Annotated in this window: 16 protein-coding genes; 8 read left to right on the top strand and 8 right to left on the bottom strand. The window is 69.1% G+C overall.

What is annotated here, in order from left to right; all coding sequences use genetic code 11:
• Positions 1-33: 33 nt before the first annotated feature.
• Positions 34-990, top strand: coding sequence for a methyltransferase domain-containing protein (locus ABS78_RS06305; protein WP_293376166.1), 957 nt, complete (start codon positions 34-36; stop codon positions 988-990).
• Here ABS78_RS06305 and argJ read toward each other — a convergent pair.
• Both argJ and ABS78_RS06295 read right to left on the bottom strand, forming a co-directional pair.
• Positions 978-2,468, bottom strand: coding sequence for a bifunctional glutamate N-acetyltransferase/amino-acid acetyltransferase ArgJ (gene argJ / locus ABS78_RS06300; RefSeq protein ID WP_293376164.1), 1,491 nt, complete (start codon positions 2,466-2,468; stop codon positions 978-980). The two genes, ABS78_RS06305 and argJ, sit on opposite strands and share 13 nt — an antisense overlap.
• On the bottom strand, positions 2,465-3,439 hold the full coding sequence (locus tag ABS78_RS06295; RefSeq protein ID WP_293376162.1) for a peptidylprolyl isomerase: 975 nt from the start codon (positions 3,437-3,439) through the stop codon (positions 2,465-2,467). Before ABS78_RS06295 ends, argJ begins: the two co-directional genes overlap by 4 nt.
• A gap of 241 nt (positions 3,440-3,680) precedes the next feature.
• On the opposite strand from ABS78_RS06295, the gene ABS78_RS06290 reads away from it, so the two are divergent.
• Positions 3,681-4,850: an acetyl-CoA C-acyltransferase gene (locus ABS78_RS06290; protein WP_293376160.1), complete on the top strand. Its 1,170-nt coding sequence runs from the start codon at positions 3,681-3,683 to the stop codon at positions 4,848-4,850.
• A gap of 97 nt (positions 4,851-4,947) precedes the next feature.
• Here ABS78_RS06290 and ABS78_RS06285 read toward each other — a convergent pair whose 3' ends face one another.
• Together ABS78_RS06285 and ABS78_RS06280 are read right to left on the bottom strand one after the other, a co-directional pair.
• Positions 4,948-5,226 (bottom strand): hypothetical protein, encoded by a 279-nt coding sequence (locus ABS78_RS06285; protein ID WP_293376158.1) that lies wholly within the window; start codon positions 5,224-5,226, stop codon positions 4,948-4,950.
• A 235-nt stretch (positions 5,227-5,461) separates the two neighbouring features.
• Positions 5,462-5,749: a hypothetical protein gene (locus ABS78_RS06280; protein ID WP_293376156.1), complete on the bottom strand. Its 288-nt coding sequence runs from the start codon at positions 5,747-5,749 to the stop codon at positions 5,462-5,464.
• Positions 5,750-6,061: 312 nt separating this feature from the next.
• Between ABS78_RS06280 and ABS78_RS06275 the strand changes: the two genes are divergently transcribed.
• On the top strand, positions 6,062-6,886 hold the full coding sequence (locus ABS78_RS06275) for a Stf0 family sulfotransferase (protein ID WP_293376154.1): 825 nt from the start codon (positions 6,062-6,064) through the stop codon (positions 6,884-6,886).
• Positions 6,887-6,907: 21 nt separating this feature from the next.
• Here ABS78_RS06275 and uvrB read toward each other — a convergent pair whose 3' ends face one another.
• Together uvrB and ABS78_RS06265 are read right to left on the bottom strand one after the other, a co-directional pair.
• Positions 6,908-9,151: an excinuclease ABC subunit UvrB gene (uvrB, locus tag ABS78_RS06270; protein WP_293376152.1), complete on the bottom strand. Its 2,244-nt coding sequence runs from the start codon at positions 9,149-9,151 to the stop codon at positions 6,908-6,910.
• Positions 9,152-9,251: 100 nt separating this feature from the next.
• A complete protein-coding gene (locus ABS78_RS06265) occupies positions 9,252-10,163 on the bottom strand; it encodes an alpha/beta hydrolase (RefSeq protein WP_293376150.1) in 912 nt (303 codons plus the stop codon).
• A 99-nt stretch (positions 10,164-10,262) separates the two neighbouring features.
• Between ABS78_RS06265 and ABS78_RS06260 the strand changes: the two genes are divergently transcribed.
• Genes ABS78_RS06260 through ABS78_RS06250 form a run of 3 tightly spaced genes read left to right on the top strand, consistent with a single transcriptional unit; the run spans position 10,263 to position 12,966 of the window.
• Positions 10,263-11,399, top strand: coding sequence for a beta-ketoacyl-ACP synthase III (locus ABS78_RS06260; RefSeq protein ID WP_293376148.1), 1,137 nt, complete (start codon positions 10,263-10,265; stop codon positions 11,397-11,399).
• Positions 11,339-12,061 (top strand): iron-containing redox enzyme family protein, encoded by a 723-nt coding sequence (locus tag ABS78_RS06255; RefSeq protein WP_293376146.1) that lies wholly within the window; start codon positions 11,339-11,341, stop codon positions 12,059-12,061. Before ABS78_RS06260 ends, ABS78_RS06255 begins: the two co-directional genes overlap by 61 nt.
• Positions 12,058-12,966 (top strand): hypothetical protein, encoded by a 909-nt coding sequence (locus ABS78_RS06250; protein WP_293376144.1) that lies wholly within the window; start codon positions 12,058-12,060, stop codon positions 12,964-12,966. Before ABS78_RS06255 ends, ABS78_RS06250 begins: the two co-directional genes overlap by 4 nt.
• Positions 12,967-13,209: 243 nt before the next feature.
• Here ABS78_RS06250 and ABS78_RS06245 read toward each other — a convergent pair whose 3' ends face one another.
• Positions 13,210-13,389 (bottom strand): hypothetical protein, encoded by a 180-nt coding sequence (locus tag ABS78_RS06245; RefSeq protein WP_293376142.1) that lies wholly within the window; start codon positions 13,387-13,389, stop codon positions 13,210-13,212.
• A 415-nt stretch (positions 13,390-13,804) separates the two neighbouring features.
• Between ABS78_RS06245 and ABS78_RS06240 the strand changes: the two genes are divergently transcribed.
• On the top strand, positions 13,805-14,827 hold the full coding sequence (locus ABS78_RS06240) for a cell wall hydrolase (protein ID WP_293376140.1): 1,023 nt from the start codon (positions 13,805-13,807) through the stop codon (positions 14,825-14,827).
• Here ABS78_RS06240 and ABS78_RS06235 read toward each other — a convergent pair.
• On the bottom strand, positions 14,790-15,614 hold the full coding sequence (locus ABS78_RS06235; protein ID WP_293376138.1) for an SDR family oxidoreductase: 825 nt from the start codon (positions 15,612-15,614) through the stop codon (positions 14,790-14,792). The genes ABS78_RS06240 and ABS78_RS06235 overlap by 38 nt on opposite strands.
• Positions 15,615-15,667: 53 nt before the next feature.
• Between ABS78_RS06235 and ABS78_RS06230 the strand changes: the two genes are divergently transcribed.
• On the top strand, positions 15,668-16,213 hold the full coding sequence (locus ABS78_RS06230; protein WP_293376136.1) for a DUF1003 domain-containing protein: 546 nt from the start codon (positions 15,668-15,670) through the stop codon (positions 16,211-16,213).
• Positions 16,214-16,284: the final 71 nt, after the last annotated feature.

The raw sequence follows: 16,284 nt of genomic DNA, 5'->3' as shown, positions 1-16,284 counted from the left end.
TGCCACCCGCGGGACGGCCCGGTACGAGCGGGCATGGACCGCCGCCTGATCCTCGATCTGATCGATCCGGCCCGTCAGCGCGGGCTCGAGATCGGCGCGCTCGATCGCCCCGTCGTGAGCCGCGCCATGGGCGACATCGGCTATGTGGACCGAGCGTCCCGCGCCGAACTGCTCGTGTGGTACGCCGACCCCGCCCACCCCATCGACCGCGCGGCCCTGGTGGAGGTGGACCACCTCTGGGGAGCGGAAACGCTGCTGGAGGCGGTCGGCGGCCAGCGGGCCTTCGATTATGTCATCGCGAGCCACGTGATCGAGCACGTGCCGGACATGTTCGGCTGGCTGATGGAGATCGCGGCGGTGCTGCGCGACGGCGGCCTGGGCCTGTTCGTCGTGCCGGACAAGCGCTTCACCTTCGACTGGCCGCGGCCCGTCAGCACGCGCGGCGAGTTCGTGGACGCCCACCTGCGCGGCCTGCGCCGGCCCGACATCCGCCAGATCTTCAACCATACCTACGAGACGCGGCCCGAGGGCGCGCCCGAGCGGGACGACGACGCCTGGAGCGAGTACGCGCGCGGCTGCGTCGCGCTTTGCCGTCAGGCCGACGCCGAGAAGACCTATATCGACGCGCACTGCTGGGTGTTTACGCCGCGCTCCATGCTGGAGGCGCTGGACCTGCTCAGCCGCCTGGACCTCGCGCCGTTCGAGGTGGCCAACCTGACGCCCACGCCGCCGGGCGACGCCGAGTTCCTGCTGGCGCTCCGTCGCCTGCCCGACGGGCTGGACGCCGCCACGCGCCGCGCCCGGTTCCAGGCCAGCGCCGCAGCGCTGGATCTCCCCGAGGAGCAATCCACCGCGGGCGCGCCTGAAGCGGTCGCCGCGGCTCAGGTGGCTCTGGCTCGCGCCGCAGCGATCGAGAACTCCACCATCTGGCGCGCCACCGCGCCCCTCCGGCACGTGATCGGGATGCTGCGCGGCCGTCAGCTGCGGTAGTCGCCGTTGATCTCGACGTACCGCTTGGTGAGATCGCAGGTCCACACGGTCGAGCTGGCGCGGCCCACACCGACGTCGACGGTCACCTCCAGCTCGGCGTTCTTCATGTAGGCGCTCATCTTCGCCTCGTCGTAGCTGGCGGCGATGAGCCCGTCCTGGGCCGCCCAGTGCGGTCCGAACTTCACGCTCATGGAGTCGCGGTCCACCGGCTCGTCGGCCTTGCCCACCGCCATGACGATCCGGCCCCAGTTGGCGTCCTCGCCGGCGAAGGCGGTCTTCACCAGCGGGCTGTCGGCGACCGACCGGGCGATCTTTCGCGCCGAGGCTGCGGTCTCGGCTCCGGTGACGGTGATCTTGATGAACTTGGTCGCCCCCTCGCCGTCGCGGACGAGCTGATGGGCCAGGTCCATCAACACGCCCTCCAGCTTGTCCCGGAAGTCGGCCAGCCGGCGGTCGCCCGCCCGGCTGATCTTCGGCGCGCCGGACTGGCCGGTGGCGAACAGCAGCAAGGTGTCGTTGGTAGAGCGGTCGCCGTCCACAGTGACCGCATTGAAGGTGTTGCGGGTGTAGAGGTTGCAAAGCGCCTGCAACGCGCCGGGCGAGATCGCCGCGTCCGTGGCCACGAAGGCGAGCATCGTCGCCATGTCGGGCGCGATCATCCCCGAGCCCTTGCAGATGCCGGCGATCCGCACGGTCGTCCCGTCGATATCCGCCTCGGCATAGGCGCCCTTCGGGAAGGTGTCGGTGGTCATGATCGCGCGGGCCGCCGCGCCCCAGCCGTCTTCGGTCAGACGCTGCTCGGCCTCGGGCAGGCGCGCGGTGATGCGGGCGTCGTCCAGCAGCACCCCGATGACGCCGGTCGAGGCGACCATGACGTCGCGCTGACGGCAGTCGAAGCGCTTGCCGACGGCCGAGGCGACCCGGCGCACGGCGTCCGCGCCCGGCCGGCCGGTGAAGGAATTGGCGCAGCCCGCATTGACCACCAGCGCCTTCACGCCCTCGCCCTTGCTGGCTTCCAGGTGGCGCTTGCACCAGTCGACGGGCGCCGAACCCACCCCGTGGCGGGTGAAGACGCCTGCGCAGCTCGCACCCTCGGGAAAGGCCATCACCAGCAGGTCTTCGCGATCGTGCTTGTAGAAGCCGGCCCTGGCGGTCGCCATGGTCACGCCGCGCACCGGCGTCATCCTGGGGAACGGGACCGCGAGGGGCGAGACGGGCATGGCCGCCTTGTCGACCTTCGCCGGGTCGGCCTTCGCGGCCTTGTCGGGATTGTCGAAAGCCCGCGAGAATTTGTCGGCGCGCTTGAGCGCCGCGCGCTTCAGGGCGCTGGCCAGGGGGTCGAGCGCGCGTTCGATCGTCTGGCCGACCACCTCGACCGGCTTCGCCGCGACCAGCGCGGCCTTCGACGCCGATACGGTCTTGGCGGCTCCGGTTCTGGCCTTGAGCGCGACCGGGGGCTTGGCGGGCTTTCGGCTCATCGGGCGGCCTCCTTGGCGGCGGGCGGGGGCGCGGGCTGGTGCGCAGGCTGGGGCGCGGGCGTGGTCTTGGCGGCCGGCGCCTTCGGGGCGTCGGCCGGGGGTACGGGTCGGGGCGCCTCGGGGTTGGGCTTGGTCAGGCTTTCCACCTTGGCCTTGGATCTCAACGTCTCAAGCAGGTCGCGGATGCGGTCGTAGGTGAGAAAACGGACGATCTGGGGGCGGGCGGCCTCCAGGGCGATCGGCTGCTCGGGGCGCACGTCCTCGACCTTGATCAGCGCAAAGCCGCCCTCGACGGGGGCCGGCCCCACGATCTGCCCCTTCTGGGCCCCCTTGAGCACCGCCTCGTAAGGCTCGGGCATGACGTCCAGGGTGAAGTAACCCAGGTCACCGCCGTTGAAGCGGGTGGCCGCGTCGCGCGACCGCTCCATCGCCAGCGCCTCGAACGAAGCGCCGGCGGCGATCAGCTTGCGCACCTGCTCGGCCTCGGCCGCGGTGGCGAGCACGATCTGGCGGGCGTGGATCTCTTCCGAGCGCCGCGCCAGTTTCTCCTGCTCTTCGTAGAGGCGGCGGATGTTGTCCTCGGTGACGGCGTCGGCGACCGTCGCCTGCACCAGCATGTCGCCCAGCACCCGATCCTCGGCCGCGAGCAGCCGGCGGCGGGCCACCGGATCCTCGTCCAGCTTGCGCCGACGCGCCTCGGCGGCCAGCAGCTTCTGATCGACCACCTCGTCCATCATGCGCCGGAAGAGGTCGGACGACGCATCCAGCGGCTCACCCTCGCCGATGAGCCCCTGCGCGACCGCCTCGCGCTTCACGTCCGAGGCCCAGACCGTCTGGCCATCGACCCGGGCCACCGCCTGGTCGCCGCGTTCGGGCGGCCCATCCCCGCCGGCGTCGCGGCCGCAACCGGCCACGGCCAGGGCCAGCCCCAGCGCTACGGCGGCGGAACGGAAGGGCCCAGCGGCCGCCATGCGGACTCCCCATGCGCAAGGGTGCGGATCGTTTTGCTCCCCTAGTGCGCGGCGCACGAAAGGGGAAGCGGGTTTCGCCGATGGCGACGCGCAGGAGATCCTCGTCGCAAGCGGGCGTTTAATCGGAATCCGGATTCCTGTTCACGCGCTCTGGCCAACCGCGCCTCTCCGCGCATATGGTGCGCCCGACCAACATCAGCCCCGACCGGGGCCTCAAAACCCATCGTTGGGAGGATATTCAATGCGTGAAGCCGTCGTCGTCTCCTATGCCCGTACGGGCCTGGCCAAGTCGGGCCGGGGCGGGTTCAACATGACCCCCACCGTGTCGATGGCGGCCCACGCCGTGAAGCACGCCGTGGCCAAGTCGGGCGTCGATCCGGCCGATATCGAAGACGTCGTCATGGGCAACGTGGCCCACGGCGGCGGCAACATCGCCCGCCAGGCGGGCCTCCTGGGCGGCCTGCCGATCACCGCCTCGGGCGTGACGGTGAACCGCTTCTGCTCGTCGGGTCTCCAGACGATCGCCATGGCGGCGAACTACGTGCGCAACGACGGCGCGAACGCCGTGGTCGCCGGCGGCGTCGAGTCGATCTCGATGCCGAACATGGGCGCGGGCAAGGACAACTTCGACCCCGAACTGCTGAAGGTCGCCCCCGACATCTTCATGGCGATGATCGACACCGCCGACATCGTCGCCAAGCGCTACAACCTCAGCCGCGAGTACCAGGACGAGTATTCCCTGGAGAGCCAGCGCCGCATGGCGGCCGCCCAGCAGGCGAACAAGTTCGCCGACGAAATCGTCCCGATGAAGACCAAGATGAAGGTCGTGGACAAGGCGACCAAGGCCGAGTCCATCGTCGACGCCGTCGTCGATCGCGACGAGTGCAATCGGCCCGACACCACCGCCGAAGGCCTCGCCAAGCTCGAACCGGTGAAGGGCGCGGGCAACTTCATCACCGCCGGCAACGCCAGCCAGCTCTCCGACGGCGCCGCCGCCGTGGTGATCATGGAAGGCAAGGAAGCCGAGCGTCGTGGCCTCTCGCCCCTGGGCGTGTTCAAGGGTTGGGCCGTCGCCGGCTGCGAACCCGACGAGATGGGCATCGGCCCCGTCTTCGCGATCCCGCGCCTGCTGGAGCGCCACGGCCTGAAGGTCGACGACATCGACCTGTGGGAGCTGAACGAGGCCTTCGCCTCGCAGTGCCTCTACAGCCGCGACAAGCTGGGCATCGACCCGGCCAAGTACAACGTGAACGGCGGCTCCATCGCCATCGGCCACCCCTTCGGCATGACCGGCGCGCGCCTCGCGGGCCACGTCCTGCAAGAGGGCAAGCGCCGCGGCGCCAAGCACGTGGTCGTCTCCATGTGCATCGGCGGCGGCATGGGCGGCGCGGGGCTCTTCGAGGTCTTCTGACGTCGATCGATCCATGAATCGGGAAAGGGCGGCGCGAAGGCGTCGCCCTTTTTCATGCCCGCCGATCCCTACCCTGCACGTCTCGGTCGCTCGTCCGTCACCAGGGGATGAGCTGCACCATCTCGGTCTCGCGGGCGCGGTCCCAGGCCAGAACCCGCCCGACCGAGCCGGCCGTCTCGGCGACGCGAAGGTCGCGGTATCGGGCCATGGGCCCGCTCGCCCAATCCGGGACGCCGGGCGCCCAGTCGACGGGGTCGGCGGAGTCCCGCAGGTCGCGAAGCTGATCGGGCGAGAGTTCCAGCACGCGGGGCTCGCCCAGCCGATGCGCCGTCAGAATCGCCAGGTTGACCGCAAACCGGACATCATCGTTCCTCATCGGCCTTCCTCCAGGCCCAGTCTCTCAAGGCCCAGTCGTTCGGGGCCCAGTCGTTCGGGGCCCAGTCGTTCAAGGTCCCGTCACCCCGGCCCATCTCGTCGCCACAGGCCGGCATGACGTCTTCGCTATGACGTTACGGAACATTGGCGCCGGCGTCGCACGTTGGCGAGTATCGTCTTCGTCATCGCGCCGACAGGCCGCGGCAGGGCCTCCCGATGGCGCGCGACAGGCCGGATCAGGTGCGCGCGGCGATGGCGTCGAGCGTGTGGGCGCGACTGTCGAGTTCCTCGGCGAGCTGGCGGGCCACCTCGCGGACCCCGGGAGAATAGGCGTCGCCGCCCTCGGCGATCTCCGCGGCGAGTTGCTCCAGTTCGACCATCGCGGCCGACAGCGACTTCACATGATCCTTGGCGAGCTGCTTCGCCTCGGACTGCAGCCGGCGCACGCGCTCGGCGACGGTCTCGTTCTTCGAGGGGACGACTTTCAGGTCGTTGTCGGCGACCACGCTGAGAGACGGTGACATTCTTAAGGTCCTCAAGACTGACGCACCCAAGGTCACATACGGCCCACGACCCCCGATGGATCGCCCAACCGGCCAACCTTGCTGCTACAACCTACGGCCGAAAACAGCACAGGTTCCCTGTCGCCCGCATGAATGGCGCCAGTCGATCGCCGTACAGGTTGGGGTGAGGACTTCCGGCCACGCGAGGCGGCGCCGGGCCCACACATTCTCGCAGGCTGGCCGTGCAGTCGAAACATTGCGCAACCTGGCAGGGACATTGTCGCCACATTTCCGTGCCCTTCTCCGGCGTCCGGCGGGTGGGAGTATTGTGGGTTGCTGGGCGAGATTCGCGACAGGCTGAGCGAGCGGGCGCACAATCCGTTCTACGATCGGTTGCCGCCGGGCGAGACCATCCGGCGCTACCTGATCGCCACGTCGGGGCGGACGGGCAGCACCCTCCTCTGCTCCCGGATCGGCGAGTACGGCCACCTCGGCTTTCCGGACGAGTTCCTGAACGAAGCCTACATCTCGCAGTTCGACCGCCTGTTTCCGACGCCGAACCTGGACGATTTCGAAGCCTATATCGCGGCGAGTTTCGCCTCCGAGGACGGGGTGTTCGGCCTGAAGACCGACTGGTGGCGCTTCCAGGCGGCGCGGCGGCTCGACCTCTTCCGTTCGTTCTACGAACCGCTGGACCTGATCGTCTTCCTTCGGCGCGAGGACTTCGTGGCCCAGGCCGTCTCGCTGACCCTCGCGGTGGAGACCGAACTCTGGCACGAGCGGGACGTGGTGGTCGGCGACCTGGAGGCGCGCCAGCGCCAGATCCCGTTCGACGCCGACAAGATCGAACTCCACGCCCGCAACATCCTCAACCAGGAATACTACTGGACCCGTTTCCTGGAGGAGAGCCCCGCCCCGCGGATCGACCTGTTCTACGAGGACCTGGCGCGGGACGTGGACGCCGGCGTGGCGGCCATCGCCCGCGCGTTCGACATCCCCCCGCCATCCGCCACGAACCCCGCCGCATCCACAGCGCCCGCCGTGCGCAAACCGCGCTCCGAGGTGCCGGCCGAGTGGGCCGAACGCTTCGCCGCCGAACGGGCGGACTTCGTCCGCTACTGGCGGATCAATCGCGGAGAACTGACGGCGAGTTCGTGATGGGGCAGCGCTTCAAGCCCCCTACCGCCGCCCCCGCCCCTTTCGGAACGCCTCCGCCTTCTCCGCGCGCACCTCGGCCTTCACGCGCTTCACGGCGCCCCTGTCCACGGCCTCTCCTTCGCCGGTGAGCATCTCGTTGGCGAACTCCAGGTCGAGCATCTTCAGGCGCTTGACCTCGTCGCGGAGGCGGGCGGCCTCCTCGAACTCCAGGTTGGCGGCGGCCTCGCGCATGCGGGCCTCCAGGTCCTTGAGCGTGGACTTGAAGTTGTCGCCGAAGAACGGCTTGTCACCCTCGGCGACGCCGGCCGGCACCGTGACGTGGTCCTTCTCGTAAGGACTGGCGAGGATGTCCTTGATCTGGCTCTTCACGCTCTCGGGCGTGATGCCGTGTTCCAGGTTGTAGGCCTGCTGCTTCTCACGGCGACGCGCGGTCTCGGCCATCGCCCGCTCCATGGAGCCGGTGACGCTGTCGGCATAGAGGATGACCCGGCCGTCCACGTTCCGCGCCGCCCGGCCGATGGTCTGGATCAGGGAGGTCTCCGAGCGCAGGAAGCCTTCCTTGTCGGCGTCCAGGATGGCGACGAGTCCGCACTCGGGGATGTCGAGACCTTCGCGCAGCAGGTTGATGCCCACCAGCACGTCGAAAGCGCCCAGCCGCAGGTCGCGGATGATCTCGATGCGCTCCAGCGTGTCGACGTCGGAGTGCATGTAGCGCACGCGCAGGCCCTGCTCGTGCATGTACTCCGTCAGGTCCTCGGCCATCTTCTTGGTGAGGACGGTGATGAGGGCGCGATAGCCCTGGCGGGTGACCTGCCGCACCTGGTCGATGACGTCGTCCACCTGGCTGAAGCCGTCCTTCGCCACCGGCTTCACCTCGACCGGCGGATCGATGAGGCCGGTCGGGCGGATCACCTGCTCGGCGAAGACGCCGCCGGTCCGCTCCATCTCCCACGGGCCGGGCGTCGCCGAGACGAAGACGCTGTCCGGCCGCATGGCGTCCCACTCCTCGAACTTGAGCGGCCGGTTGTCGATGCAGGACGGCAGGCGGAATCCGTACTCGGCGAGCGTGAACTTCCGCCGGTAGTCGCCGCGGTACATGCCGCCGATCTGGGGCACCGTCTGGTGACTCTCGTCCACGAAGAGCAGGGCGTTGTCGGGAATGTATTCGAAGAAGGTCGGGGGCGGTTCGCCGGGCCGGCGGCCGGTGAGGTAGCGGCTGTAGTTTTCGATCCCCGCGCAGGAGCCGGTGGCCTCCATCATCTCGATGTCGAAGGTGGTCCGCTGCTCCAGCCGCTGGGCCTCCAGGAGCTTGCCGTTGGCCACCAGCCAGTCGAGCCGTTCCTTCAACTCCACCTTGATGCGATCGATGGCCTGCCGGAGCGTCGGCCGTGGCGTGACGTAGTGGCTGTTCGCGTAGATCTTCACGCCGTCGAGGTCGGTCGTCTTCCGGCCCGTCAGCGGGTCGAACTCGACGATCGACTCCACCTCGTCGCCGAACAGGCTGATGCGCCAGGCCAGGTCCTCGTAGTGGGCCGGGAAGATCTCGATGGTGTCGCCCCGGCGGCGGAAGGTGCCGCGCTCGAACGCCTGTTCGTTGCGCCGGTACTGGAGCGCCACCAGGTCGGCCATCAGCTTCTTCTCGTCGATCCGGTCGCCCGGCTTCAGCGAGAACGTCATGGCCGAGTAGGTCTCGACCGAGCCGATGCCGTAGATGCACGAGACCGAGGCCACGACGATGACGTCGTCCCGTTCCAGGATCGCGCGGGTGGCCGCGTGGCGCATCCGGTCGATCTGCTCGTTCCGGTTGGAGTCCTTCTCGATGTAGGTGTCGGTCCGCGGGACGTAGGCTTCGGGCTGGTAGTAGTCGTAGTAGCTGACGAAGAACTCGACGGCGTTCTCGGGGAAGAAGCTCTTGAATTCGCTGTAGAGCTGGGCCGCCAGTGTCTTGTTGGGGGCCAGGATCAGGGCGGGTCTCTGGGTCTCCTCGATGATCTTGGCCATGGTGAAGGTCTTGCCCGAGCCGGTGACGCCCAGCAGCACCTGATCCCGCTCGCCGGCTTCGACGCCCGACGCCAGGTCGGCGATCGCGGTCGGCTGGTCGCCGGCCGGCTGGTAGGCGCTGACCAGCTTGAACCGCCGGCCGCCCTCGCTCTTTTCCGGCCGCACCGGGCGGTGCGGCTTCCAGAGCATCGGCAGGGTCGTTTCATCGTAGTCGAAGGCGGCCGACATGTCGGCGACCCCGGACGGGGCGGACGGGCTGGGCATGGCGTCCAAAGTAGGCGCTCCACGGGCTGGCCGCCACATCCTCGCGCAGGCCTGCTGACAGCGGCCTGGCAGCATGGGCGCCCGTTCGGAAGGATAGCCCCTACCGTCGCTGGTTCAGCCAGTCGCGGACGGTGCGGTTCACGAGGTCCGGGGCGTCGTGCTGGAGGAAATGGGCGGCGTCGGGAAGCATGACGATCGTGCTGTCGGCGTCGACGTAATTCCAGGTCCCGGCGTGGCCGGCGGCGTTCAGGGCGGTGTCCTTCATGCCGTGGATCACGAGGGTCGGGACCTTCACCCTCTGGTTCGCGCTGGCCATGGACAGAGGCGTCTGCGCCTCGGCGCCCGTGCCGCGCGGATAGTTCACGCGGTAGTAGTTCAGCATGGCGGTGAAGTCCGAGCGCCGGAACGCCTCGACGTAGCCCGGCTTGGCGGCGGGGTCCTTCACCCAGCCTGCCAGGCCCTCGGCGGTCAGGTTCTTCTCGAATCCCGGCTGCTGGAAGTTGCGGGCGTACTGGCTGTTCTTCTGCTGGTCGGCGTTCGTGGCCAGCTCGCGGGCCATGCCGGCCGGGTGCGGCACGCTCATGATGACCAGCTTGTCCACGAGGTCCGGGCGGTTGAAGGCGGTCTGCCAGGCGATGGCGGCGCCCCAGTCGTGACCGATCACGATGGCCTTGTGCTGGCCCTCGGCGGCGATGACGGCGGCCACGTCGCCGATCAGGTTCGGCATGGCGTAGGCGGCCTCGCCGGCCGGCTTGTCCGAGAGGTTGTAGCCGCGCAGGTCGAGGGCGGCGGTGCGGTAGCCGGCCTTGTTCAGCTCGGCCATCAGCGGCTTCCAGGTGGCCCAGTAGTCGGGGAAGCCGTGGATGAGGACGATCAGCGGCCCCTGGCCCTCGGCGACGTAGTGGATCTTCACGCCATCGTTGGCAGCGTATTTGTCCGCGGCCTGGAGCGGCGCCGCGACGAATGTCGCGAGGCAGAGTGCGGCCAGGGCCGTCAGCGCGGTGCGGATCATGAGCGTCCCCCTTGTTTGACGGCACGCTAGCCGGCCCGGGCGCCCGCGAACAGGCGTCAAACCGCGTGCGTCGAGCGGCGGCGGTGCTACTTCTGGACCATGTCGGTGCTTCGGGACGCGTTCATCACAGGCGCAGGCGCGTTCCTGCCGGGTCCGCCCGTGGGCGTGGACCGGATGGAGGACCATCTGGGCCGGATCGGCGGGCGCGACAGCCTGCTGGGCCGCCGCGCCCTGCGCTGGAACGGCGTGGAGACGCGGCACTACGCCCTGGACACCGACGGCAGGCCGATGGCCTCCAACGCCGGCATGTGCGCCGAGGCCGTGCGCGGCGCGCTTGAGGCGGCGGGGCTGGGGCGGGGCGACCTCCGCTTCCTGGCCACGGCTACGACCCAGGGCGACTATCTCGTGCCGGGCCACGCCGCGGCGGTCCATGGCGAACTGGGCGGCGGCCCGCTGGAGATCGCCAGCTTCCAGTCCGTCTGCGGATCGTCGCTGATGGCGGCCAAGTCGGCCTGGCTCCAGGTGCGGGCCGGCGAGCACGAGGTGGTGGCGGCATGCGCCGGGGAATTCTCGTCGCGGTGGTTCCGGCCCGAATTCTACGAAGGCACGGCGCTGGTCGACGCCAAGGGGCGCCTGAGGGCCGAGGCCGACTACCTGCGCTTCACGCTTTCGGACGGCGCCGGCGCTGTGGTGATGGAGCCTCGGCCGCGGCCCGAGGGCCTGTCGCTCAAGGTCCGGTTCATCGACCTGGTGTCGCTGGCGGGGCGGTTCGACCCCTGCATGTGGGCGGGCGCCGCCGTGGAGGATCGCGCCGATCCCCTGGCGACCTGGAGCCACGCCGGCCCCGCCGCGGCGCACGCAGCCGGCGCGGTGGCGCTGCTCCAGGATTTCGAGCTGCTGAAGCGGGTGATCCGGGCCTGGGTGGGCGTCTATCTGGAAAAGGTGGACCGGGGCCGCATACGGCCGGCGGAGGTTGACCATCTGCTCTGCCACTACTCGGCGCGTTCGCTGCGCGAGGAGATCGTGGGCCTGCTGGAGAAGACGGCCGGCATGATCCCCGAGGAGAAGTGGTTCTCCAACCTGGCCACCGTAGGCAATGTCGGCTCGGCCTCGATCTGGGTGATGCTGGATGCGTTCCTGAAGTCCGGGCGGCTGAAGCGTGGCGAGACCGTGCTGTGCGTGGTGCCCGAGAGCGGCCGGGCGTTCGTGGGCTTCATGCTGCTGGAGGCCGTATGAGCGACGACGTGGCCGACGTCCTGCGCCGTCTGGCGGTGGTGTTCGCCGACTTCGAGGGGCGGCTGGAGGCGACACCGCTGATCCGCCGCCTGACGCGGGGCCGGTTCACCCTGGACGACTACCGGGCCTTCCTGATCGGCCTGCGCCAGCAGGTGAAGGACGGCGCACTCTGGATGTCGCGCGCGGCGTCCAATATCGGCGAGGATCACCTGGAACTGCGCTCGACACTGATGCGTCACGCCGTGACCGAACACCGCGACTTCCGGCTGCTGGACGCCGACTACGTGGCGACCGGCGGCGCACGCGAGACGATCGAGACGGCCCCCAAGAACATCGGCTCCGAGGCGCTGTCCGCCTGGATGTTCCACGAGGCGTCGAAGCCCGATCCCTTCGGCCTGCTGGGCGCCATGTGGATCGTCGAGGGACTGGGCTCGATCAAGGCGGCCGAATGGGGCGCCCTGGTCCGCGACCGGCTGGGCCTGCCCGAGGAGGCGGTGCGGTTCCTGCTGTATCACGGCGAGAACGACGCCGATCACATCCAGGAATTCGAGGCGATGCTGGGTCTGGTGCTGCCCGATCCGGCGGTGGCGGCCCGCATCGTCCGGACCGCCGAGGTCACGGCGCGGCTCTACGCCCTGCAGATCGAGGAGATCGTGGCGTGAGCGACCGCGACTTCGACATCGCGTCCTACGATCCCCGCGATCCGGACCCCTGGCTGGCTCTCTACCTCGACAATTCCCTGCCCATTGATCCGGTGGCGAAGACGGCCCTGCTGCGCGGCAACCGGAGTTGGTCGCGCCGCTGGATGTTCCCGGTCGTCCGGCCGGCGGTGTTCGCCTTCTTCCTGCTGGTGAAGCTGCTCCGCGGGATCTCGCCGCATCATCCCAACCTGAACGGGACGCTGCACCGATTGATCCACTGGGGTCTCAAGGTGTTCTGCACCCCGGACGCCAACATGCTGATCCTGCGCCACTTCCACATCGGCACCGAACTGCTGGCGTTCATCAAGGCCAACGCAGGACCTGTCGAGGTGGAGACCGTTCCGTTGCGGCCACGGACGCTGAAGGACCTAGAGGCCAACGTCTTCCTCCAGCACGACCTGAACGTCTTCAACTTCATCATCCAGCTCAACGCCTCGCTGCGGGCGCAGGGACGGGACCTGGTTCCGGTCGAGCGTGTGGACTTCTCCATGATCTCGGACGAGCCGTTCGATCTGGCGCCGCTTCCGGACGGTCCGCTGAACTTCGCCGACGCGCAGACCGCCATCGAGGTCTACACCCCGCTCTATGCGCTCATGCTGCCGCGCGCCGACTTCATCCGGGCGTCCAACAGCCTGCAACTGGACGAAACGGTCGCCATCTACATCGGCAAGATCCTGGGCGCGGACTACCACATGGCCTTCGTCAAGAACGGCCATCCCCTGGTGCCGCTGTCGACCTGGCAGGCCGGCTACCGGCTGATGATGCACGGCCTGGACTGCGAGGCCTTCCACGGTTGGCTTCGCCTGCTGAAGCGCCGCCAGGCCCAGGGCCTGCCCCTCGATCCGCGCAACCCGATCGGAGCCTGAGCCCCTCGGCGACCTCCGGGCGCCGTGGCGAACGATCCGCGCGCGGTCCGAGCCGCGTAACGATCCCGACGGCCCAGCGGGTCCCTTAGTGGAAGGCGCCGTTCGCCGCGTTGGCGGCCACCAGCAGCACTCCGATCAGAGTGGCGAGGGCGATCATGATGTGGCGCATCCTGCGCTCTCCTGAAGTTCTCCCGGGATACGCAGCAAGTCGCACGCCAGATGCGGCGACACGCCGCAATCAGCTCAACGATCGACGGTCTTGCTGACCGCGGTTCCGGCCGCTGCGCCGGCGGCGGCGCCGACAGGGCCTCCCACCACGGCCCCGGCCACGGCCCCCGTAGCGGCGCGCTGTTCGACGTTATGGCCGCAGGCGGCGAGAGCAAAGGCGGCGGCGAGCGGGATCAGAAGCTTCGGGGTGATCATGTGGGAACCTCCGCCGTACAGAACATGCGACAGCGAGAACGGTTCCTTGCAAGCTCACCCGGTTGGTAGCCAAGGTTAATGCGAACAGACTGAGGAATAGACGGACGTTAACACAGAAGAATACCCCCATACCGGGAACCGGGGCGAATTCTTTCGGGTTTACAGGAGCCTGACGTCGCCACACGATCTCACCCGGAACCAGAGGATCCGGCGGCGTTAATGCTGCGACGCAAAAAAGTGTTGCCAAGCACCCTTCGGTCATTCATACGGCCTTCACCATTTGCCGTCGCCTGCCCCCACAACGGATCTCGGGGACCAGGCCTGCCGGCGGACGCTGCCAGCATGAGCAGGGGCTTCCGGGGCGACAGGTGAGGTTGGGGGGCGCAGACGCCCTCGCCGCTGAGGACCGTCAGTTTTGCATTTTGGATTCCTGGCGCGCGCCGACCGGCGTGCGCCGCTGGGCGCCGCTTTGGCGGGCGCAGGCATGGGCCTGGGCCTGGGCGCCGCATTCCTTCTCTTCGGCCTCGTGGATCGCACGGCCGACTACGCCTACGCCCGCGAGCTGACCCATGCGGCGGCCAGCGGATACGCGGGCGAACCACCGGAGGCGCCCGGCCTCGGCGCCGGCCTTGCGATATACGGCCTTACGTTCGGCGCGGACGCGGTCGAGTCCGGGCCCGCCGGCGAGGCGCGGCCGGGCCCGACCCGCCGCAGCGAACTGGAGTGCCTGACCAGCGCCGTCTACTATGAGGCCCGCGGCGAGAGCGATCGCGGCCAGGCGGCCGTGGCCCAGGTGGTTCTGAACCGCGTGAAACACCCGGCGTTTCCAGGCTCGGTCTGCGCCGTCGTCTACCAGGGAGCCGGGCGCAAAGGCTGCCAGTTCAGCTTCGCCTGCGACGGCTCCGCCCGCAGGCCCCGCGAGCCCCTGGCCTGGGATCGCGCGCGCGCCGTGGCCACCCGGGCCCTGGCCGGCGTGATCCAGGCCGACATCGGGGCCGCCACACACTTCCATACGACCGCCGTCTCGCCGGTCTGGGCCCCGCAGATGTTGCGGGTGGCCAACGTGGGCGCCCATGTCTTCTACCGGTTCGCGCCTTATCGTGTGGCGCGGAACGGGCCGTCGCCATCGACGATCGACCGGGCTGTGATGACAGCGGCTACGAGCGTCCGCGCGCCGGACCTGGTCCTCGCCAGCACGCTGGAGTCCGCCATCGAGGCGTCCCTGGAAGCCCGGCCTGCGCCGAAAGACCCCGCGAAGCCGACCGAGCCCAAACCGCCGGAGGTCGCTCGAGAGGCGAAGGCGAAGACGATCGCGCCACCGGCTCCGGCCGCGGCCTCGCCTCCGGTTCGAACGCCGGCGCCCAGCCCGCCCGCGCCGGCCGCCACCGAGGAAGCGCGCCTCACATCGCCTCAACCTGCCGGCTCAGGCGCGACCTGACGAAGCGGGGCGCAAATCGGCTCAGGAAGCCGACCCGCCGAGCCTGGGCGCCGACCAGATGATGCAGCGTGCGCCGCGGTCCCGTCACGGCCGCCCAGATCGCCTCGGTCACGTCCTCGACCGGGTAGATCGGCACCTTCTGATGGCGGAGCGATACGCGCAGGTCCTCGTTCCCTGAGAAACGCGCCTTGTCGAGCAGCGGCGTGTCGACGAACCAGGGCATGATGCAGCGCACGCCCACGCCGATCCTGGCGAACTCGGCCTCCAACGCCTCGGACAGACCGCGCACGGCGAACTTGGTGGCGGCGTAGACGGCCATTCGAGGCGGCGCCACCACCCCCGCCACCGAAGCCACGTTGACCACCAGCGCGCCCGGCGTGCCGGCCAGCAGGTCGAAGGCGGCCTGGCAACCGTTGATAACGCCCTTGATGTTCACATCGAGCTGGAGGTCCACGTCATCGGCGCTCTGCGCCTCGAGATAGCCGCCGCGGGCGACCCCGGCGTTGTTGACCAGCACGTCCAGACGCCCGCCCGTGGCCCGGGCGAACGCCGCCAGTTCGCGCTTCCAGCCGCTGCGATGGCGGACGTCGAGGTTGCAGACGACGCCGTTGTCCGGGCCGATGGCGGCCAGCGCCCCGGCCAGGCCCTTCACGTCGATGTCGGCAAGACCCACGAACCAGCCGGCGGCGGCGAACCGCCTCGCGGCCGCCAGGCCGATACCGCTGGCCGCGCCGGTGATGAAGACGGTCTTGCGCCCGTCGGCCTGAGCCTTGCCGCTTGCCGTCATCGCGATCTCCCGTAACGCTCCTGAGTCTCCGAATACGCCCAGGGAAGACGCGAATGAAGCCGGACGCCCGCGAACAGCTCTCCCACGACCTGCTCTCCTGCGCCTACAAGGACCTCACCGACGTCCAGCGCAGCGTGATCGACCTCATCGCCACCGAAGCCCCTACCGAGGTCGATGGACGACTCAAGGTGGACGAACGTTCCCGCGGCGAACGGCTGGCCGACCGGGTGGCCGACATCGGCGGCTCCTGGGGCTTCATCATAGGCTTCGCGGTGGCGCTGCTGGGCTGGATGGCCTGGAACGTCCTCACGAAGGGTTTCGGCCTGTCGTTCGATCCCTATCCCTTCATCTTCCTGAATCTGATGCTGTCCACCCTGGCGGCGATCCAGGCGCCGATCATCATGATGAGCCAGAACCGCGCCGCCCAGCGCGACCGCAAGGCGGCCGAGCACGACTACCTGGTCAACCTGCGGGCGGAACTCGAGATCATGCACCTGCACGACAAGGTGGACGCCCTGCGCGAGCAAGAGTTGCTCGACATCATCCGCCAGCAGGCCGAGGCCCTGGCGCTGTTGCGGGCCGACCGCGCGCCGTCATAGGGCGGCCCGCCAGGGATGGAAGGCCAATCCCACCGAAGCGGCGCCTGACAGGCCGCGACCGCCCTGCTACA

Origin of the sequence: Phenylobacterium sp. SCN 70-31 (assembly GCF_001724605.1) — a bacterium.
Lineage (GTDB): Bacteria > Pseudomonadota > Alphaproteobacteria > Caulobacterales > Caulobacteraceae > Phenylobacterium.
This window is presented reverse-complemented; position numbering and strand designations above follow the sequence as displayed.

What these genes read in the sequence shown, in the direction of transcription:
- ABS78_RS06305 (WP_293376166.1), top strand. Translation starts at nt 34, where the DNA reads ATGGACCGCCGCCTGATCCTCGATCTGATCGATCCGGCCCGTCAGCGC.
- argJ (WP_293376164.1), bottom strand. Translation starts at nt 2,468, where the DNA reads ATGAGCCGAAAGCCCGCCAAGCCCCCGGTCGCGCTCAAGGCCAGAACC.
- ABS78_RS06295 (WP_293376162.1), bottom strand. Translation starts at nt 3,439, where the DNA reads ATGGCGGCCGCTGGGCCCTTCCGTTCCGCCGCCGTAGCGCTGGGGCTG.
- ABS78_RS06290 (WP_293376160.1), top strand. Translation starts at nt 3,681, where the DNA reads ATGCGTGAAGCCGTCGTCGTCTCCTATGCCCGTACGGGCCTGGCCAAG.
- ABS78_RS06285 (WP_293376158.1), bottom strand. Translation starts at nt 5,226, where the DNA reads ATGAGGAACGATGATGTCCGGTTTGCGGTCAACCTGGCGATTCTGACG.
- ABS78_RS06280 (WP_293376156.1), bottom strand. Translation starts at nt 5,749, where the DNA reads ATGTCACCGTCTCTCAGCGTGGTCGCCGACAACGACCTGAAAGTCGTC.
- uvrB (WP_293376152.1), bottom strand. Translation starts at nt 9,151, where the DNA reads ATGCCCAGCCCGTCCGCCCCGTCCGGGGTCGCCGACATGTCGGCCGCC.
- ABS78_RS06265 (WP_293376150.1), bottom strand. Translation starts at nt 10,163, where the DNA reads ATGATCCGCACCGCGCTGACGGCCCTGGCCGCACTCTGCCTCGCGACA.
- ABS78_RS06260 (WP_293376148.1), top strand. Translation starts at nt 10,263, where the DNA reads ATGTCGGTGCTTCGGGACGCGTTCATCACAGGCGCAGGCGCGTTCCTG.
- ABS78_RS06245 (WP_293376142.1), bottom strand. Translation starts at nt 13,389, where the DNA reads ATGATCACCCCGAAGCTTCTGATCCCGCTCGCCGCCGCCTTTGCTCTC.
- ABS78_RS06235 (WP_293376138.1), bottom strand. Translation starts at nt 15,614, where the DNA reads ATGACGGCAAGCGGCAAGGCTCAGGCCGACGGGCGCAAGACCGTCTTC.
- ABS78_RS06230 (WP_293376136.1), top strand. Translation starts at nt 15,668, where the DNA reads ATGAAGCCGGACGCCCGCGAACAGCTCTCCCACGACCTGCTCTCCTGC.